15 protein-coding genes and 1 pseudogene are annotated in these 20,768 nt (G+C 47.2%); 4 read left to right on the forward strand and 12 right to left on the reverse strand.

All coding sequences use genetic code 11. From position 1 onward, the window contains the following. Positions 1-375 precede the first annotated feature (375 nt). The 7 genes from V6942_RS22545 to V6942_RS22575 all read right to left on the reverse strand — a co-directional run bounded on the left by V6942_RS22545 (position 376) and on the right by V6942_RS22575 (position 9,524). Positions 376-834 (reverse strand): DUF6527 family protein, encoded by a 459-nt coding sequence (locus V6942_RS22545; protein ID WP_149335901.1) that lies wholly within the window; start codon positions 832-834, stop codon positions 376-378. Then, entirely contained in the window at positions 831-2,006 is a 1,176-nt protein-coding gene (locus V6942_RS22550; protein ID WP_001271380.1) for a ThiF family adenylyltransferase, read from the reverse strand. The genes V6942_RS22545 and V6942_RS22550 overlap by 4 nt, the downstream gene beginning before the upstream one ends. After that, a complete protein-coding gene (locus V6942_RS22555; RefSeq protein ID WP_001091050.1) occupies positions 1,981-2,736 on the reverse strand; it encodes a multiubiquitin domain-containing protein in 756 nt (251 codons plus the stop codon). Before V6942_RS22555 ends, V6942_RS22550 begins: the two co-directional genes overlap by 26 nt. 65 nt (positions 2,737-2,801) lie before the next feature. After that, positions 2,802-6,212 (reverse strand): UvrD-helicase domain-containing protein, encoded by a 3,411-nt coding sequence (locus V6942_RS22560; RefSeq protein WP_333501828.1) that lies wholly within the window; start codon positions 6,210-6,212, stop codon positions 2,802-2,804. Between the two features lies 1 nt (position 6,213). Next, entirely contained in the window at positions 6,214-6,795 is a 582-nt protein-coding gene (locus tag V6942_RS22565) for a hypothetical protein (RefSeq protein WP_002431130.1), read from the reverse strand. After that, the gene (locus tag V6942_RS22570; RefSeq protein WP_333501829.1) at positions 6,792-7,280 is read right to left on the reverse strand and encodes a hypothetical protein; all 489 of its coding nucleotides are present in this window, start codon (positions 7,278-7,280) and stop codon (positions 6,792-6,794) included. The genes V6942_RS22565 and V6942_RS22570 overlap by 4 nt, the downstream gene beginning before the upstream one ends. Positions 7,281-7,922: 642 nt before the next feature. After that, positions 7,923-9,524, reverse strand: a complete 1,602-nt coding sequence (locus V6942_RS22575) for a hypothetical protein (RefSeq protein WP_188048705.1) — start codon at positions 9,522-9,524, stop codon at positions 7,923-7,925. Positions 9,525-9,939: 415 nt separating this feature from the next. On the opposite strand from V6942_RS22575, the gene V6942_RS22580 reads away from it, so the two are divergent. The 3 genes from V6942_RS22580 to V6942_RS22590 all read left to right on the forward strand — a co-directional run bounded on the left by V6942_RS22580 (position 9,940) and on the right by V6942_RS22590 (position 16,300). Further along, entirely contained in the window at positions 9,940-11,544 is a 1,605-nt protein-coding gene (locus V6942_RS22580; protein WP_149335464.1) for a type I restriction-modification system subunit M, read from the forward strand. Next, complete coding sequence (locus tag V6942_RS22585; RefSeq protein WP_149335463.1) at positions 11,534-12,934, forward strand: restriction endonuclease subunit S; 1,401 nt, start codon at positions 11,534-11,536, stop codon at positions 12,932-12,934. The genes V6942_RS22580 and V6942_RS22585 overlap by 11 nt, the downstream gene beginning before the upstream one ends. A gap of 84 nt (positions 12,935-13,018) precedes the next feature. Continuing rightward, positions 13,019-16,300 (forward strand): type I restriction endonuclease subunit R, encoded by a 3,282-nt coding sequence (locus tag V6942_RS22590; protein WP_149335462.1) that lies wholly within the window; start codon positions 13,019-13,021, stop codon positions 16,298-16,300. Positions 16,301-16,657: 357 nt separating this feature from the next. Here V6942_RS22590 and V6942_RS22595 read toward each other — a convergent pair whose 3' ends face one another. The 5 genes and pseudogenes from V6942_RS22595 to V6942_RS22615 all read right to left on the reverse strand — a co-directional run bounded on the left by V6942_RS22595 (position 16,658) and on the right by V6942_RS22615 (position 19,305). Then, positions 16,658-17,161, reverse strand: coding sequence for a putative zinc ribbon protein (locus tag V6942_RS22595; RefSeq protein ID WP_333501831.1), 504 nt, complete (start codon positions 17,159-17,161; stop codon positions 16,658-16,660). Further along, a pseudogene (locus V6942_RS22600) lies at positions 17,101-17,466 on the reverse strand (putative zinc ribbon protein); the annotation flags it as partial. The gene V6942_RS22595 and the pseudogene V6942_RS22600, both read right to left, overlap by 61 nt. 175 nt (positions 17,467-17,641) lie before the next feature. Further along, entirely contained in the window at positions 17,642-18,211 is a 570-nt protein-coding gene (locus V6942_RS22605; RefSeq protein ID WP_096111256.1) for an inovirus-type Gp2 protein, read from the reverse strand. A 197-nt stretch (positions 18,212-18,408) separates the two neighbouring features. Continuing rightward, entirely contained in the window at positions 18,409-19,002 is a 594-nt protein-coding gene (locus V6942_RS22610) for a hypothetical protein (RefSeq protein WP_149335461.1), read from the reverse strand. A gap of 96 nt (positions 19,003-19,098) precedes the next feature. Next, complete coding sequence (locus tag V6942_RS22615; RefSeq protein WP_047667336.1) at positions 19,099-19,305, reverse strand: helix-turn-helix transcriptional regulator; 207 nt, start codon at positions 19,303-19,305, stop codon at positions 19,099-19,101. A gap of 502 nt (positions 19,306-19,807) precedes the next feature. Here V6942_RS22615 and V6942_RS22620 point away from each other — a divergent pair. Further along, positions 19,808-20,722, forward strand: coding sequence for a hypothetical protein (locus tag V6942_RS22620; RefSeq protein ID WP_262484089.1), 915 nt, complete (start codon positions 19,808-19,810; stop codon positions 20,720-20,722). Positions 20,723-20,768 lie beyond the last annotated feature (46 nt).

Below are 20,768 nucleotides of genomic sequence, written 5' to 3' on the forward strand. Positions count from 1 at the left end.
ACACAACCCGCTACGGGGGAGACTTACCCGAAATCTGATTTATTCAACAAAGCCCTTTTCAACTTAGAGCAAGGCATCACGCAACACATTAAATGGATCCAAAGTTAAAATGATTATACATACCCACATTTTGCTCAGAAAGACGGCATGTTGAATAAGCTGCCTTTTGGGTTTTCCTTAACGTGCTAATTGTCGATGTTTAAATTCTGAGTGTATCATCTGCCCCGAATATTTAAGTACTAAAACACATCTGGTTTTGATAATTTCCGATAAATACTGTTGACGGTTGCAGTTATCTCCTTATAAAAAATGCATTAATTGATCCGTGCCCAGTAAGCAACCGAAGCAAAATGAAAGGCTTTTGAAGCCCTCACCCTAACTTAACCATCGCAGTAGCTTGGCCCAAATGCTCTCTCGGTTAGCCATCGTTCCAGCAGGCCCATTGGTAGGCTTCGGTTTCAACTCTTTCTGAGCCCCAGGAGATTCAATTTGTGAGTAGTAGCGCGCCTTAGCCGCTTTGTCGCGACGCCTCTCTGCATCAATCTGAGCTTTGTCCCAATGCCCAGCCTCTACCACTCGATTACCTTGAATCACATAGTGCGATCGACAGGGTAAATTCCAGTTGCCTACCGATGGCCAAAGCGAAATTGCTTCCCCATCAAAGGTTAGACGCCAGTCTGTTGGAGTCAGAGGTGTCACTACTTCAAGGCCACAGCCACAACAGCAACTGTGGACCACGGTACCGTATTCCATTGAAACGTACAAAATGCCAGGTTCAAGTATACGCGGTACCCCCTTTACAAAGCAGGGGGTAAGCTGGTTATGACGAATCATAGCGAGTCACCATTCAGCAGCATATTTCCGTCGGTTGTATAGGAACAGTGATGTTCGTTTTCTAGGTCACGATAAAAGCCGAGGAGTTTCTTCCATTTAATTACGGCAAGTGCCGCGTTCATCATATTTAGTTCTGCGACTTGGATATTTGACGCGTAAAGATTTTCAACTCCCCCACCTTCGAAAGACACGCGCTTGCCAAAGTGATCGCGCTTATTGGGGGTACTTGCCGTCACACGGAGGATACCACCAAGCGAGCCGTTTACTAGCTCGAGGCCCATTCCCACGTCTACGAAGGATACTCCCATATCCTCTAGCCTCTGCACCGCCAAGCGCTTCGGCTCGCCAGCGTCCATGCAAAGGAAGGCGAAGTTGATTCCGTCCAGAAGGTTGAGATTATCTATGTCCATTTGCACTGCATGTGGCACGATATGGCGGTGCATATTACTGTAGATACCCGCTAGGTAATCCACTTTCTTTGGCACCTCACGGAGAGTGTCTATCGACGGCGCGCCTGGGGCACGAAAAGCGTTGTGTTGAAGAAAATCATCACCGTCGATGAGGCGTATCTCACTCACTGGAGTTTTCGCCAACTGGTCCAGCACATAGGATCCTGTTCCACCAGTGCCAAGGATAGCGATACGTTGACCTTCAAGTCGTGCGGTCAACGCCCCTATTCCCACTCGGTCTGAAGCAGTTTCCAGATAGTTAAATACACAGCCATCCTCCTCGTCGGGATTTTTAAACACACGTGGAGTAGCGTCAGGTCTGAGGATCGCTGCGTGGCCAGAAATGATTGTCGCGTACGTCGTCATCTTCTGATGATAATCGCTGTAACCCTCTGGCCCGGGTTTACTGGAGAACATGTGCTGAGCACTCAACCCATGTCCCAGATCCACCGCAACGCTCTGATGTGCAATAGCTTGGATGGGCGCACCCTGGGAATTGCACGGATAGTCTCCATCAAAGTGAATCGTGTGCGGCTCTGGCTTTTGAGTAACGTTTCCAGACATGCAAAGACTTGAGATGAGCGTGCCGGTCTTAACTTCCAACTGCGCGTTAACATACGGCACTTCACGCATCACCAAGAAGCCACCCACGATTTGTACGTAGTATCCTTCCTCACGCAAGCGCTTAAGGTCGCTATTAAGATTGAATGGTGCGGCTGACATTGATCACGCTCCCATTTTTTACCTCAACAAAGCCACCAGCGGCCAATTCACCACTATGTGGCTTTGAGGCCACGCCGCGATATGTAATTGAGTACACAATCTCAGGTGCTGGAGCTTCACCAGGGTAAGCGATAGCAACTAACTGCTCGAAAGTTTGGTGACTATCACATACCTGGACTTCGCGACCATTGACTACGATGTCAATCTTCGGTTTGCGCTTTGGTGCAGTGATGAAGTGTTCAACCCCCGGGGCGGTAAGATCTACGGCCTCGTTCGGTTCAATCTGACGATCGTTTCCACCACGAATAACCATGAAAACGGCATCTCCGTCGCTGGGTTTCGCCAGGTCGTATAACGCGGAGCCTGAAATTGCGGGCTTGCCCCATGATACTTGACTCTCATTAATCGTCAGTTTGAAATCGCGATCGGTCTGGAAGGCCACAAATCGCTCTGCGCCTCGACCGCGTAAATCGAAGGGTTCATCAAGGCGCAAGTCTTCGAAATCCCCCGTTTCCAGAATGGCAAACAGGCTATAATCATCATTTGCACGTAGGCCAGCAGCAATCAGGATTTGACGACCAAGTGGCACAGGATCATTGACTTCGATTGCGCGAAAAGCCAGGTTTTCTTGGGCAAACAAGATGCGGTATGCGCGTGCTGAACGCAGAGCACGGCCTTCGCGAATTGCTTCTCCGACATCGTCAATATCGTTTATATTTTCAGTATTCATTTTGCATCACCTTTTGAGTTTGGCCAGACGGTGTCTGGCTCTACTACTCAATCGATGCAGGTCAATCAGACCGGTAAATTTTTTTTAGATTTTTTTTGAAGCACGCCTGCAGGCGTCAATCCGCAGACGAAAAATGCCGGGCAGGAGGGGCATACTCGAGATGATGGCTCTGCTGGAAAGACTCCTTTAACTATTGAGTCAAGGGTAGTAAGAATTTTTTTATACCTGTTATCCAACTGCTTAGCGGTCAGATTGATTGGTGTCACTGTTTGGTCAGAAAGGTGTACTAACTCCATCATTGCATCTGGAAAAGCCTGCCGTGCTGCGAGTACAAAGGCAGCCGCGCCTAAGTCCGATTCTTCTTTATCTCTTTTATGTCCTGTTCTCACCCGGCGAAATGTTTTACGTCCATCTGGATGAACCAATACATCGTCAGGTTGTATGGTGATAAAGGTTTCCCCAAGCTTTATTGTGAAGACACAGGTTGCTTCAGAGTTGTGGCTTTCCCTAATCGAAGCGAAATAGTTAACCATGCCAATTGCTAGTGACTTAAATTCAGGAGCGTAACCGTGTTCAGCTAGGCCTTCGATAGTAAATGCCTGCGTGACCCTATCTTCTATGTCCGTTATTTTTACGGGCGCAGTGTTGGCCAATTCCTGGAATACATTGCGAACAGCATCATGCATCTTTAGGAATGGCGTTGGAGTACGCCGTCCTCCAATTTGGAGAATGTGCGTATAGAAGAAACGGCGAGGGCAGGACTCATATAGGGAAATCTGAGCACCACTTAGAACTAGGTCTCCGCTGATAACCCAATCCACAGGTAATGACTCGGGCTTTTCGATTACCGCATGTAGAGGCTTTACGTTATTTTGAACTAAGCTGGGCCCTATACGGTTTAAAAAGTCAGATAACTTTCGAGTGCTGCCAGCAGCATTCCGCGTAGTAGCATAGAGAAATAGCCGATCTTCAGCTCTGGACAACGCAACGTAGAATAAGCATTCTCTCTCCGCCTTATACTCCAGATTAAATTGTTCCTTGGCATTGGACCTACCCCCTGCAATCATGCCATTGGGTGGTGGGCAAACCTGCTTCTGCGGATTACCTGGTAAAGTATCTGCGTTCATACCGGGTAAGTGAATCACAGGGAATTCGAGTCCCTTTGCTCCATGAATGGTCATGAGACGCACTGCATCAATGCTTTGTGCTGCCGTCGGAAGCTGCCGAAGATCGCGATCATCCCCTAGCCGAACCAAACGACGGATGCGATCTAATGTGCGAGTGATAAATACCCCTTCCCCGCTAAGGGGTTGTGCTCGTAAAAAATTGAGCAACTGCCAAGTTGCGATACATTGGGAGCGGACACTGCAGTCTGTTGATGTTGCCATACGGGCCGCGATTCGCGTCCTGTCTAAAAGTACAGTTGCCAGCACGCTCCAAGGGGAGTCATTTGCACTAAAACCGCTAAGTGTTTTGACAAGCCGATTTAAGGCTGTGCGCCCATCGTCTGAGATCTGAAAGTCATCGATTTTGGTTTTCCAATCACTTCCGGTTTCATCTTCACGCAGATGTGTAAGGATACTGCCAACATCATCCAGTGACATCGTAAACTCAGGCAGGCAAGCTATTCGCACCAAGCCCATTGCACGACGATCTACTAAGAGGGAGAGCAGTGTCAGCCAATCCTTTATCTCGGGGCGTTCAAATACACTACCCAAGTAAAGTACAGGGATGCCTAAGAGCTCAAGTTGTTGCCCGATTTCTGAAAGCTTCTCATTGCCCGTGCACAGGATTGCCTGATCACTGTATTTGTAACCGGAGTTCTGCATCTCCTTTATCGCGTCCGCAATTGAGGGCGCTTGAAGAAATCCTTGATCTACACAACGCAGCTCAGGTTTCTGGGCATCACTTTTCCGTTCTGCGTTTAAATCACTGTCAGCATCCCCTACAGCCATATTCAGCGCAAAATTTGAAAATGCCGACACTATTTCGGGTACAGACCGGTAGTTCGTTTTTAAACGATATCGCAACCCGCCTGGGAAATCCTCATTCCCAAAACGAGTCATGTTGAATGACGAAGCGCCTCTGAAGCGATAGATTGACTGCTTAGCATCTCCAACCACCCACAAGTTTTCGCCATCGCCACAAAGGGCTTTTAGCAGTCGTACGCTACAATGGTTCACATCCTGATATTCATCGACTAGAACGTGCTCATAAGTGGATTGGATGTGAGATCGAATGGCTTCATTTTCTTCAAGAAGCGTCACTGGCAATGAAACCAAGTCCCCAAAGTCAATGCATCGAGCCTGCTTTTTGAGGGTTTCGTAAGTGGCGTATACTTTGGCGACTTCAATGGCTTTTTCTGCCGTTGCTATATCTTCAATACCAACAGCTCTATCGCGCATGGCCTGTGCCAACGCGAGGTAGGTTTTTGCATCGACTACCTCGTCCTTGGCACGAGAGATGCCGGTGAGGATGTCAGCAATCATCCGGGTTGGATCGTAAAGATTGCGATAATGAACCAGATCTAATACAGGAAACTCATGTTCCAGCAGTTCTACTGCTTCCGTCCGGTCCAGCAGTCGAGGGTCGAGCGGCAAATTCAGTTCGTCATGAAATCGACGAATCAGATCGAGGCCGAATGAGTGGAAAGTGCCAATCCACATTGCAGCTGCAGCTTCCGTGTCAACGCGAGCTATCCTTTCAGCCATTTCCCCCGCAGCTTTGTTAGAGAACGTCAGCAAAAGAATTTTTCTTGGATCTACGCCATCGGAAAGCAATCCTTTTACCCGTCCCACTAGAGTCTGAGTCTTGCCCGTACCAGGCCCGGCCTCAAGCAGAAAGGCCGGGCCTCGATGGGCGGCGGCTTTATCCTGCTCTGCGTTCAATGGGTATTCAATCGCGGGCTCTGTATCTTCAGGTAAAGGTGAGGGTAGTAACAATGCATCAAATATCTGTTGCGCAACCACATCGAAGGGAGCACCAAGCTTCTCTGCAATACTTAACGCACTCATCCCTTCCAGATAAAGCGCTTTTACTACATGCCGGGGGAGCAGAAACTCACGCGCGAATAGATCCATTTGGACCTCTCGACGCTGCCTGCGACTATAGTCAACAACCCGCTCAGCCCCCATCGGAGAAGCTTCGGAGGTTCTTGTTGGGTCTATAGTATAACCTTGGTCATCCTCTTCAATGTCGTCGCCAAGTTCAGCGTGACCTATTTCATGGGCAACTAGGAACGCTTGTTCAAAAAGGGTTGTGCATTTTTCGTGGAGGATGAACTTCTCCATTGGGAAGAAACGTGCTCGCGCCCCTCTGAGGCTAGGTGAGCCTTTCTTTGTGCCCTCTACGTCAAAGCCTCTTCTGTCAGCCTCTGCAACAGCAAACTCGTATGGTCTCCATGGGTCATGTCCGGAAGCTACAGCTTGATCATGTAGAACAGCAGCGGCCTCGCGGGCCAATTCCACGGCTTGCACGTTAAATGTCCTCTTCCATTAAGGTAGCGATATCTTCTTCAGACAAATCAGCATCTCGAAGGAGTTGTTCGAAAGTAATCTTCTGCACATTGCACGGTTTCCCGTCGGACTTATAACTTCCTGCAACCGCCATGGGGGGCTTTTCAAGTGCGGTTGTGAGATGTTGTACACTGCTTTGCAGCAGTTCAGCGAATCTGCTTAAAAATCGCTGAGGAATAGATCCGGGAGCTACGGTTCGCTCCCTAAATGCCATGACTACCTGTCGAGGTAAGTTTAGTGTTTTGGAGATATCACGCATTTTTTGAACTGAGAGATCAGCGAATGGATCTATCATCGTTTTTCCTGGAGCATTTTGGATGCGTGTGACGGCCGAACTGATCAAGCAGCGATCATATTCAGATAGCGGTTCCTCATCCTCTGCTAATGTTCTTGCCATTTCACGAGATAGATCTATGATTTCATTTGAAAAATGTGGATATGCAGCAAGATATTTTTGCAAGGTTGCTGTACCTACATCATGCTCTATAGAGAATGACTCTAGTACCTCTTCCAGGGATGCTTGAGGTGAAAGTCCTGTCATCATAGGTCCCCTTGAAGCAGTATACGAAGACTTGCGAGTGCCTTCTTTTTTTGATTACGAATGGTCTTTTCAACCTTATCGAGTGCCCTGGAAATAGTCATCTCATTTGGGTCAATCGAGTCTATTGGAATATCTAATCGGGTCATTTCAATGATTCTCTGCTGTAGTTCAGGTAGAGTCTCAATCGCCGCATCAAGCCTACAACGGTAACGATAATTATCGATATCTGTTGCCTCAAAAGGATCATACCCCTCAGATGCAGTCTCAACTTCTGGATTAAGGTCGGCCGAATAATCATTAAATCCCAAATCGGTATTTCTATTCTCAGCCCGATAAAATTTCCTTTGAGCGTCTTTTTTTAATCTCGATAAAGCCAGATCAAAACGCACTTCGAACATGTCCAATCGTTCTTCGTAGCCTGCTTTGTCGATCATAAGCATCTCAATGAAGCGGTCATACACACCTTCTCGGATGTCGCTATTTGTCATTGATACAGTAATTCCGCCTTGGCTTTCGGATCTCGGAAGCTTCCTAAGTATTCGTTCTGAAAGAACCTTGAAGAGCTGTTCAAAAAGGGATGGGTTAGTTGATGCGCAGCGTCGGACGTAGTAAAGAAGACATTCGATGGGAACGTATTGCGGATGTGTCCTACTCTGCCGACACAGCTCTACCAGATCTCCATCTGAAACAGAGCTAAGTTCCACCAACCTGATTTCATTTTCAGGTATACGTGTGTAAGGCTTTCCAGCCTCAGTTTTTTTTTGAAGTGGAACGATCAATGCAACCTCCAATAGATTACTCGTCCATAGAACAGATACCATAGCTAGGCTCAACCAAATTTTAAAGCTACGATCACGTTAACCCAATGGTTGCTTCATACGCCAAAATATTGGTGAAAATCACAACGTATTTTAAATAAATTCCTTTTTATTCAATTGGTTAGGTTTTTTGGTTATGCGTCTCAAGCAACGGCGACATAAGTCAAAAGAGCCAGCTTACAAGCAGGTTTTTTATAGGCAAATTTTTTCCATGAGCTCACGAGAACGTCAGCAACGCAGGCTTAAGTAAGTCATGCGCTTTCAGAGGATTAATAGCTTACGCTAACTTTTCACCCTAATCCGTTTTGGACATCACGCAAGTGATTCATCTAAGGTTTGTTCAAACTTCAAAGCATCCTTCCTCATTATGTGGTCAATACTCCTAAATTCATCCCGAAGTTTTAAACGATAAGAGATTTTTGTCGGAAGATCCTTACCCATAATTACGTTAGTCAAGAGTGCTAATGCGACATCAGATAACCTGGGATTGTTCTCAAGTTTGATGTAACAACGTACGACCACTTCCAGCAGATATCTCTTGAATGCAGGAGATAATTTCTCGCTTGGGATGATGTATTCGAGCATCACCCCAAGGACTTTGGTCGCTTCTTTAGAAATATAGTGTTGGTCAAATTTATCAGCGGAGCGTGTCGCCTCCGGAATCTCTGAATCATCAATGAGCGCGCACTGTTCGGCCCAATCGGTAGCGATACTAATTAAGCGGTAAAGAAGATAATGAAAAGGTGTAGGCCATTCCTGATAGATTTCTTCATCGGGTGACGTATCCATTTGCTTCAAAATTTTTTCCGCGAAGTGCCCAAAGTAATGCAACCACATATGGTCTTGCAGGCCCTGATGAATACCCTCATGGACCATGATCTCAAAGAGCGTTAAGCCCGAATTGATCGGGCAACGAAATCTTCCTGAGTCATAGTAGGATCCCAATGATTTGTTCAACCTCTCGGCTAGTTTATTATCTTCATCCAGTCGCCGACACACCGCAGTGCCAATGGCATTATCCAGACCGTTATTCATCGCCAAAGCTGCATCGGCGAAGAAGAATCGAAGTAATCGGTTGTTCTCCGGTAGCAGCAGACGATTTCCACGAAGCAGATTTTGGTTATTCTTTAACTCCACGTAGAGGCGGCTTCCCGGTGCATCGAGTAACGCATCCATGTAGTTTTCAATGAAGTCGGAGCGTATCACTTCGTCGGCTTGAAGGAGCTTAAGACAAAAATGTGGGTGGCTAAGAGCCAGGTGAATTGTCAGCTCAGGAGAGGTGACTAGATTTAAGAGGATTTCACGGGCTTGTATATTGGCCTCTGTGCGAGCCAAACGGCACGACTTCAAATACTGGAGTAAAGGGCTTATGTACACGCGCCAAGCTGGTCTTGCTTGAGGTTTAATCCCGTCAAATAGAGCAGACATGTCAATGTTGGGTTTGTCTAGATGATTAATTATGCGAACAAGCCAAGATTGCTGCTTAGTTAAGGAAATAAGTTTCGACAATTGGGGTTCAACTAGCAACACCAGCTCGTCGTAACGCTTTGTAAGATGCAAATTTTCAATTAGCTCGCGGAAGATGCGAACTCTTCCTCTGGCCAGTTTAGGAGACCTTGTGCGCCAAAAGTAGTATAAGGCGACAGAGAGAAGAAGTAGGTAAACCGCACTTGAGCTATTGAGCCCCCATTTCCATGGCCCTAGGCTGTAGTACAGCCCAAGCTTCTTTAAAACAGGAGCAAATACTAAATAGTGAATGAAGAGAAAGACCACGCCACCGATACACCAATCCCACCAAGCCATGCAGAATCGAAGTCGTAGTCTGCTAGTAGGAGATATCAACGCCCATACAGCGGCGATGACGCCCAGTATTGTGAGTAAGCTGGTTGTGTCAATTTGGGAAGGTGCTGTCATGGCGTTTTTATTTATCCTTTCGTTAATTTGGAGAGATTACACCCAGTTAGCGCGGGAGACATGCATTAAGTGTGTGCAGCGTATAGGATCATTTAATGCTCATTTTATCCCAAGACTCTAGTAGGAGTTGTAAGCTCATCAGAGCCTTTTCAGCTATTTGGCATCAAGCAAGCGTCCTCATGAAGTTTTCTACATTCTTGGTTGAAATTTGAGCTTCAGAGAATTTGTACCCATTTTGGCCTACGGCAATTAAATCCGGATGCATTTATGGGATAATCCCAGCCAATATCACTTTGTATACATTAGCGACCACTCGCACAGGGATTAACCCATAATGAGGTTTCTGCTCATCAGGGCTTAGTCCAAAATCGCGGGAATCCGGTTGCTTTTCATTAGAAAAAGAGAACACATTTACATGGCTAAATCACCAACCAAGAAAGCTGGCAAAGGCTTCGAAGAAACACTTTGGGATACCGCCAACCAGCTGCGTGGCAGCGTGGAATCCTCCGAATACAAGCACGTAGTGTTGAGCTTGGTATTCCTGAAATTTATCAGCGACAAGTTCGAAGCCAAGCGCAAGCAGTTAATCGACAACGGCCAAGAAGCCTTTGTCGATATGGATGTTTTCTATCAACAGGATAATGTCTTCTTCCTGCCACCAGATGCCCGCTGGTCTTATGTTAAAGCCCGCGCAAAGCAAGATGACATTGCGGTGATCATCGACACGGCCCTTTCTACTATAGAGAAACGCAATGCGTCGCTAACCGGTGCTCTGCCGGATAACTACTTCTCACGCCAGGGATTAGAGGTGAAAAGGCTCGCTTCTCTCATTGATAGCATTGAGAACATCGATACGCTCGCCAACGAATGCGAACTGACCGAAGAGGACTTGGTGGGCAGGGTCTACGAGTATTTCCTTGGCAAGTTTGCTGCCAGCGAAGGTAAAGGTGGTGGTGAATTCTATACCCCTAAAGCAGTGGTGACTTTGCTTGCTGAAATGCTCGAACCCTATCAAGGTAAGATCTATGATCCCTGCTGTGGCTCAGGCGGTATGTTTGTGCAGTCCCTAAAATTTGTTGAAAGCCATCAAGGTAAGAGTAAAGACATCGCTATTTACGGCCAGGAGTTGACCAGCACCACTTATAAGCTGGCCAAAATGAACCTGGCTGTGCGCGGACTTTCCGGCAATCTGGGAGAGCGCCCGGCTGATACCTTTTTTGCCGATCAGCACCCAGATCTCAAGGCTGATTTCATCATGGCTAATCCACCTTTTAACCTGAAGGACTGGCGCAACGAGGCGGAGCTCACCAACGATCCGCGCTTTGCAGGTTTTCGCACTCCTCCTACCGGCAACGCTAACTATGCTTGGATCCTGCACATGCTTTCCAAGCTGAGTGAAGACGGCACTGCGGGCTTTGTGCTGGCCAATGGCTCCATGAGTTCAAATACCAGCGGTGAGGGAGAGATTCGCCAAAAGTTGATTGAAGATGATCGTATCGAATGCATGATTGCCCTGCCAGGACAGCTGTTCTTCACCACCCAAATTCCGGTCTGCATGTGGTTTATCAGCAAAAGCAAAAAAGCCAATCCTCAATATGGCTACCGCGATCGTCGCGGCGAGACCCTGTTTATTGATGCTCGCAATCTTGGCACGATGGTGAGCCGTACCCAAAAAGAGCTGACTAAAGAGGATATCGCTACCATAGCCGATACCTTCCACGCCTGGCGCAATAGCGAGAGCGAACTCAAGCGTCGTATCGAGGCCAATGAAATCAGTGTCGAGCAATATCAGGATCAAGCTGGTTTCTGTAAAGTCGCCACACTTGATGAAATCAAGGATAACGACTTTGTTCTGACTCCGGGCCGCTATGTGGGGGCAGTTGATATTGAGGATGATGGCATCGCTTTTGAAACCAAAATGCACGAGTTGACTAAGACCCTCTATCGCCAGTTGGATGAAGCGATAAATCTGGATCAGACTATCCGTTCCAATATGGAGGCGCTGGGGTATGGGGAGTAATTGGAAAACGACAAAGCTGCTTGACCATTACGATATTCGTTCTGGGTTATCAAAACCAGCAAAGGACTTTGGTAGTGGGCATCCATTTCTGACATTTAAGGATGTTTTTTACAACTACTTTACTCCGGACGAACTGGGTGATTTAGTACAGTCCAATGACAAAGAACGAGAAAACTGCTCTGTTAAACGTGGTGATGTATTCCTAACGCGTACTAGCGAGACAATGCATGAGCTGGGCATGAGCTGTGTTGCTCTCCAGGATTATGAAAACGCGACCTTTAATGGTTTTTGCAAACGCCTTCGCCCCCATCAGAACAGCGAGTTAGTGCCTGAATATGTAGGGTATTATCTGAGGAGTACTAAATTTCGACAATCCATGCTCGCTTTTTCAACGATGTCGACACGAGCAAGTCTTAACAACGAAATGATTGGCAGGCTAGAAATATCTTATCCTCCTGAAGAGGAACAGATTGAAATTGCAAGAGTATTAAAAAACCTCGATGACAAAATCACTCTAAACCGCCAAATAAACCAAACCCTGGAGCAGATGGCGCAGGCACTATTTAAGTCCTGGTTTGTAGATTTTGACCCCGTGGTCGATAACGCCTTGGATGCAGGTTTTTTCGAGCAGGATTTAGAGTTTTCTGATGAGTTACTGCGCCGTGCTGAGTTCCGTAAAGCTGCGCGTGAAAGCAGCGATTTCAAACCATTATCGAACGATATTCGTCAGCAATTCCCTGCCGCTTTTGAAGAGTGCGTCGAGCCTTCATTGGGTTTGGAAGGATGGATACCTAAAGGTTGGCAGGCTGGAGAACTAGGTGATGTTCTTTTACTAAGAAATGAACGGATAAAACCATCGAGTGAAACTAAACGTATTCCATATGTACCAATTGAATGCATTGGTACAAAGGAACCATTCCTTTCAAAATCAAAATCTGGTGAAGAAGCTAACAGTAGTCTGATTTTGTTTAAGGAAGGGGATATTCTATTTGGAGCAATGCGTCCATATTTCCATAAGGTATGCATTGCTCCATTTAATGGAGTTACTCGCTCAACAGTTTTTACTCTCACAGCTAAAGATTCGGAATCCCTATATTTCTCTTTTTTCGAAGCATATCAGGGATCAACTGTGGAATATGCAACCCTTCATTGTGAAGGATCAACCATCCCATATGCTAAGTGGAAAGGTTCGCTAGACCGAAAACCTATAGTTTTGCCTACAAAAGAAGTACAACATTTGTTTCATCAGCGGGTCAAATCATTTATTGAATGGGGCAACTCGAGTAATGAGCAGTCTCAAAGTCTTTTAAAAGTACGAGATACTCTTCTACCCAAACTGATTTCTGGTGAGCTTCGCCTCGATGAAATTGAGACCGAACTCGTCAGTTAAGTACGCGGGCCGATCCTGTGGGGCGATGTAGCGATGGGTTACGTAGCCCTATAACCATTAACAACCGAACAATAAGCCATTGCCATGAGCCATATTTTCACGGAAGCGAAGCTGGAACAGGCCATTATCTCCCTACTGGGACAGCACTCGAATGCGGAAGGCCAACCCTGTTACCCTCATTTTGTCGGTAGCAATGTGCCGCGAAAAGAGAAAAGTGAGGTGCTGATTACGGATGACCTGCGCCAGTATCTGGCCAACCAGTATCAGACTGAGGGGATCACTAAAGGGGAGATTTCTCACATCCTCCATCAGTTGCAGGCTCTCCCTGCCAGCGATCTCTACCAGAGCAATAAAACCTTCTGCCACTGGCTCAGCAACGGCTTTTTACTTAAACGTGAAGATCGTAATAAGAAAGACCTCTATATCGAGCTGATGGATACCAGCACCTTATCAGAGCAGTTAGCTAGCTTATTCACAGGGCATGGCGAAGAGATTGCCGAGGTGGGCAATAATATCTACCGGTTGGTTAATCAACTGGGGATAGAAGGCCAGGCCCGGGACGGCGGACTGCAACTGCGTATCCCCGATGGTATCTTGTATGTGAACGGCCTGCCGCTGGTAGTCTTCGAGTTTAAATCGGCGGTACGTGAAGAAGAGGCCACCACCTACGACGCCTGGCGCCAACTTTGTGTACGCTACAAGCGCGATATACCTAAGCTGTTTGTCTATAACGCGCTGTGTATTCTCAGTGATGGGGTGAACAATAAGCTGGGAAACCTGTTTGCCCCTTACGAGTTCTACTACGCCTGGCGCAAGGTGAATGGTAACGAGTCCGCCGAGCAAGATGGCATCAATGGTCTTTACACTCTGATCCAAGGGCTTTTTCATCCTGTCCGTTTGCTGGACGTGTTGAAGAACTTCGTTTTCTTCCCAGACACCAGCAAACAGGAAGTGAAAATCTGCTGTCGCTACCCGCAGTATTACGCCGCCCGCAAGCTTTACTACAACATTAATAAAGAGCGCAAGCAGATAACGGCTAACGGCGAGAATATCGGTGGCACCGGTAAAGGGGGAACCTACTTTGGTGCTACTGGCTGTGGCAAGAGCTATACCATGCAGTTCCTTACCCGGTTGTTGATGAAGAGCGTCGATTTTGCCAGTCCGACCATTGTTCTCATTACCGACCGCACCGATCTTGATGAACAGCTCTCGAAGCAATTCTGCAATGCCACCGCTTTTATCGGCGATGCAGTTATTGAACCGGTCACCAGCCGTCAGGATTTGCGAGACAAGCTGGCCGGATGCGCTAGCGGCGGGGTATTCCTGACCACCATCCACAAGTTTACTGAAGATATCCAACTGCTCTCCAATCGCAGCAATATCATCTGTATTTCTGACGAAGCCCACCGAAGCCAGATCAACCTCGACCTGAAGATCAGCATCGATGCTGAAACCGGAACGGTGAAAAAGACCTACGGCTTTGCTAAATATCTACACGACTCGCTGCCTAACGCTACCTATGTTGGCTTTACCGGCACCCCTATCGACGCCACTCTGGATGTATTTGGCCCCACCATCGATAGCTACACTATGACCGAGTCGGTTAACGATGAAATCACGGTGCGGATTGTCTACGAAGGGCGAGCTGCCAAAGTGGTGCTTGATAACAGTAAGCTGGAAGAGATTGAGCAGTATTATCAAGAATGTGAAAAACTGGGTGCCAGTGAACACCAGATTGAAGAGAGCAAGAAAACCACGGCCAATATGAATTCCATCCTGGGCGATCCGGATCGCATCGAGGCATTGGCCAAGGATTTCGCCCAGCATTACGAAAAACGGGTGACGGAAGGTTCGACTATCAAAGGCAAAGCGATGTTTGTCTGTGCCAGCCGCGAGATTGCCTACGATTTCTACAAGAGTTTGAAGCTACAGCGCCCCGATTGGTTCGAGGCGAAACAGGCTATCGATGGTGTCGCCCTTACCGAGCAAGAGAAAAAAGAATTGATGAGCCTTCCTCTGGTCAACATGGTAATGACCCGAGGCCAGGATGATGAAGAGGCCATGTATAATTTGCTTGGTACTAAGGAGTACCGCCGGGAGCTGGACAAGCAGTTCAAGAACCCTAAGTCCAACTTCAAAATTGCCATTGTGGTGGACATGTGGTTGACTGGTTTTGATGTGCCCGAACTTGATACTATTTACATCGATAAGCCGCTGCAAAAGCACAATCTGATCCAAACTATTTCGCGGGTAAACCGACGCTTTGAGGGTAAGGAAAAGGGGTTGGTAGTCGACTACATCGGCATTAAAAGCCGGATGAACATGGCATTGGCTATGTACTCAAAGGCTGATAAATCTAACTTTGAAGATGTCCAGCAGTCACTGATTGAAGTGCGTAACCACCTGCATCTGCTTGCTCAGGTTTTCCATACGTTCGACAGCCGCGATTACTTCTCTGGTGCACCGACCCTACAACTGGAATGCCTCAACCGGGCCGCCGAGTTTGCCCTGCAGACTAAGAAGATTGAGCTTCGCTTTATGGGATTGGTGAAACGCCTGAAAGCCGCCTATGACGTTTGCGTTGGTAGTGAAGAGATTACTCAGGATGAGCGAGAGCGAATTCATTTCCATTTGGCCGTGCGTTCTATTGTCTTCAAGCTGACTAAGGGCGATGCGCCAGACACCGCGCAGATGAACCAGAAAGTGCGTGAGATGATTGCCGAGGCACTTAAGGCTGAGGGAGTAGAGGAGATATTTACTTTAGGCGAAGATAAAGCTGAGACCATCGACATATTTGATGATGAGTACATGGCTCGCATTGGCAAGATCAAGTTGCCCAACACCCGGATGCAACTACTGCAAAAAATGTTGGCAAAAGCCATCAGCGATTTTCAAAAGGTGAACCAACTTCAGGGGATCAACTTCTCCAAACGTTTCCAAGCTCTGGTTGAACAGTACAACCAGCGTAAGGAGAACGACGTGCTCAACGGTGAAGAGTTCGATACATTCACCAAGCAAATGGCCGACATGATCTACGACATTAAGACCGAGATGATGTCGTTCGCCGATATTGGCATCGACATGGAAGAGAAAGCCTTTCTCGATATCCTAGCGCATATGTGCGAGAAGTACGATTTCACCTATGACGACGATAAGATGTTGGAATTGGCCAAAGAGATGAAGGTGATTGTCGATGACAGTGCCCAGTACCCCGATTGGAGCAACCGCGATGACATTAAGGCCAAGCTGAAAGTAGACCTTATCCTTCTCCTGCACCGCTATGGCTTCCCCCCGGTAGCCAATGATGAGGTCTACAAGAGCGTGCTGGAGCAGGCGGAGAACTTTAAGAAGTACTTGCATAGCTGATTTATCAAATTGAGGGAACCCTTTCCTCGGAAATACTCAGCAATCTAAACCCGTGCCACCGAGCTTTCTGCTACCGCACGAAGTAATCTCGGTGACACGGGGTTGTCAGTAGCCTGACGTTATTGTAAGTCTGTCCCGAGCCTCCATAACGCAAAGAACTATGCTGGTATCGTATTGTTCACGGGCTTGCCGTCCGCGATCTGGATCAGCAGCTACCGCCTGACCTTTTACGTTTCTATCGGTATCTAGAAGGGTACGTCCGTGGTTCATTCATTTCGGATAGGGTCATTCTATCTGAAAGGGGAAGTGCGAAAATGATGTTGATGTTGATGTTGATGTTGATGTTGATGTTGATGCTTAGGATGGCGAGGCTGTCTTTAGATTCAGTTCTGTGCTGTAAATGCCAGTGCCAAAGGTTCGACAGTGTCTTTCTCCGTCATAATCTCTTTTGCACAAAACGCAGTGCCACGACAAAACCATTGGTGCAGGCTCCACGGCTGCCAGCATCAACTTCAGCTTTCTTTGTCGAGCGTCTTCTTTCACCTCTGGGTCGAGATATGAGCATCCCATCAGCAACTTGTTGGCGACATTGAGCTGGTCATGTTCAAACCAGGCTGCCTCTTGTTGTGAGCCTGCATGAAGTATGAGTCCACAACCGCAGTGAATGCAGCTCCAGACTCTGGGGCTGGTGTTGACAGCATCCTCAGCGGTGATGTGATGGCCCAGGGGCGTAATAGCAAGATGGCATTCCAGCATTCTAATATCACCTCTCCCATACTTGCTATGGAAGTGGCCACGATGCTGAACTTTCCGGTTTGGCAGTTCAGGCAATAACGTTCCCCATGGTATTCGCCAGAACATTGCGAACAGTGCCAGTCAGCTTTCCTGACCTTTGGACGGGCGTCAGGCACAAACCGTTGCAGCCGGTTTTTCAGCCGGGTTTCACTGCTTTCCGGATTCACATAAGGGCAATGCTGCCTGCCATTCTCCGTCAGGCCGCCGTCAGTGTGCCCGAACCACGGACGCTCAGTTTCGTATTCAGGACGGTATTGCAGCACGCTATCGCAGAGGTGGCAGGTATAACGATCGTAAGGGGCGGTCTGCGCAGTACGGGCACCGGTCAGACGACCATTACCGTCAAGAGCCATGAAGGATTTTGCGTACATAGTATTGTTCCTTACCGCCAGACAACACACAGGCGTCAGTCGTCCCGGTCCGGGCATCGTGGTCAGGGTGTGAATGGCGGGTCAGTTAAGAAGTATCAGAAGGGGAGTAACTCTGCGTTAGCAGTCGTTACTGTCCGGTGGTTGTCACACTAAGGCGTTGTGACGTAAAAAACTCTCAGAGATTGCGTCGTGGTCGACCTGTCGGTGGGCGGGGTGGAACTTCGTTGCAACCAAACAACGGTATCCCCTCTTTTTGTTGAATTTTGGTCATATACGCCAGTACCTGTCGGATGTTGGTGATACTGACCGGATCGCTGTAACGTACCGGAATGTTGATATTGGCCTCGTAATGCTCTTTAAACTCACATCGGTGATACCAGCCTTCCCTGTTAGTGATATCACTCCAGTACAAACCGGCTTGCTGCGCCCAGGGATAGGTATTCTGAGTTTTACTACCATCCAGCCAGAACACGACGTGGGCATGATAGTGATGGTCTTCTGTCCATTCGATAACCCAGAAGAAACCGACCACCGCTTCGAGTTGCATCATACGGTTCATCAGCTTTCGGATATCCCATTCGAGCTGCTGGTGATCCCGCAGGAAATACTTAGCGGTATGATCCTGGTAAAACAGATCTGTTCGGAATGCCCGCAGGCAGGAATAGCGCTCTACCATTTTGTCGATATGGTTGTTCAGGAGTGACTGTAGAAACCAGTCTGGCTCCCATCGTTGATTATTTTGCATAGGATGAGTTTCTTTAGTGCTGGCGAGGGCTAGCCAGTGGAATACACCAGGCCTTCAGGAAGGGTCATGGCTAAGGGAGTTGTATGGATTAGAGGGATGGTTGTAAAAAGGGAGTGCCTATTAATTATATTAATTAACCTAAATTAATTTTCACTCCCCAATAACCCTCAAATCCCTTGCAGGACTATGGATGAAGCCTAACTCAGTGGTTCAGCTGTCGTCCGCCATGCAAAGCAGACATACTCGTCCATCAGACTGGTCAGCGCAGGGTTTTCAGCCTGCCGGTCATTGATCCAGATATCCATTTCTTTGTCTTTTTTGAACCTGAGGTTGTCGGTCCAGTCATCAAGGCAATTCCCCAGCATCAAATCGTACCAGCACAGCCAGACCAGCTTCAGACGCAGCTCACTACCGCTGAACTGGCGGAACAAACTGATGAGCTTATTTGCCAGTGGGCGTTGTTTTAAACGCACGCACTCAGACAGCAAAATCCCCTCCAGCATGGGATGGTGAGCCAGCAGATGCTCCTGGGTAAATAAACTGACGCTCAGGTCTTCATTAACAGTCAGTGGGGCTGCTGCTCTACCATAAATAATCCGGTGCAGGCACTGGGGGGCAATAGCAATAACCTCTTCCTCTCCCGGAAACTTAAGGCTGCCAACCGTCAGGGTATGATGGTGGTAGATATTCTGGTGACACATACCCGATCTGACCGTCAGCTTCGTAAAATCAGTCAACCAGGTTTGGTAGCATTTATAGAGTTCTTCGTAACGAGGTTTATAGTCTTTCATGGTTTATATTCCTTAAGGCTTAAATCACAGACAGCAGAAAACCTCCGGAGCAACCGGATAGTTATTATTCTGCTGAGGGTTTAGTCTGGCCGGAGGTTATTTACGGGACTGGTCGACACGTTCCTGAAGCCAGAACTCCACCTCGCTCTTCCGCCATCGGGAGCTTCGCCCTAGCTTGATAGGTTTGGGGAAGGATCCGTCCTTAATAAGCTTGTAAATCCACTTGTCTGTCATCTGCAGCAGGCTGGTAATAAATGCCATGTCAATCAACTGGTCTTCGGTAAGTAAGGGATGCGTGGTCATGATTTGGTATCTCCGGTTAAGAAAGGTAACCCGGATGAGTGATATTTAATTGCGGTCACTGCTCCGGGGCATACCCATGGGGAGATACGTAAAAAAAAGCGGGCTATGTTGACCTCTAGGGGTCAACCGGCTCTGAGATGTATTTCGACGCGCTCATGTGCATGACTGTCTTACATTCTTCTGTTACCTCTATCTGTTGCAGACATCAATCGCTCAGGTAATCGTCATCCTTCCTCTTTTGTCTTCATGGGCTTATAGTCACCGGACTACCTGTTCTTTGAAAAGCCCTTCTTATTTCCCCGAAGGTCAGTGAGCAGCTTATCCTCTTGTTTTACATCGAAAACCAGCTAATCCCGCATCACTACGCATTACATAAAACATAACTTTCACTACATTTTTCATTACGCAGATATCGACGCAGAAAGAAACGCATTTGACTACGCATTACACACGCATTAACCTACGTAGTGATACCCACTTCAAAATCAATGAAAATGTAATTATGAAAGAACAGCTGACGGACAGAACAGAAAGAGCGTGCCGGTTTTATATCGAATACATGAAGAAAAACATCGAAGGATACCGGGAGCGCACTCCGCTAATCCTCATAACTGATTATAAAAATCAGGAGGTTATGGACATGATCCTGAGAGACCTTAATAATGAATTTAAAAACACCCATGAGTACAATAAGTTCGTACGGGAAATGAAAAATGGGTTATTATCCAGTATCGTCCCGGAGACGAATTTTGAATGGGTAAAGGACTATAGCTCCGCTTATTTTGCATGGAATATACTTTCAACCATGGGCCCTAAGGAAATCAATCCACTAGAGGTTGATTTTTACCGTGAACGGCCTCCGGTTATTCGGCATGGCGTATTTGCTGTTATTCCAGAAACCTACCAGCATGCACTTGTAGAACTCTACACCTGTTTCGATAGCTGGGATGTCGAGTTAATTTTTAAGATCAAAACACTCTCTTCATTAAAAAATATCTGGATTCAGCGAAACCGGGAGTTACCAGAACCATTTAAATGGATTGACCTTAAAAATCATAAACAATGTGCATGGGCTTTTAAATATGTTATGGAGCATATCAAACCCGATTACATGCCTTCATTTATGACTGAAATCAGACAGCAACAGGTGGTTACGTTTCTCACGGCCGTGCTGTATTCCTGGCCTGCCCATCCCGACACTCGGCGTCTGATGATTCAACGGATGAAAAAAACATACAATCAGAATGTATTCCGGGAAAACATTGCTGACAAAAAAGTGATTAACACCTATGTCCAGAAGGACATTAAAGAAAAGCTCGATATGCTTGCAAAGAAAAATGGTCGAAAAATTAACGAAGAGCTGGAAGTTATCATTATGAATGCCTGGCACGATGCCAGATATGCAGAAGATAAATAGCATTCACTCCAAATAATTTCAGACAGATATTATCTCAGTGAATCCC

The organism is Kluyvera genomosp. 2 (assembly GCF_036759865.1).
Taxonomy (GTDB): domain Bacteria; phylum Pseudomonadota; class Gammaproteobacteria; order Enterobacterales; family Enterobacteriaceae; genus Kluyvera; species Kluyvera ascorbata_B.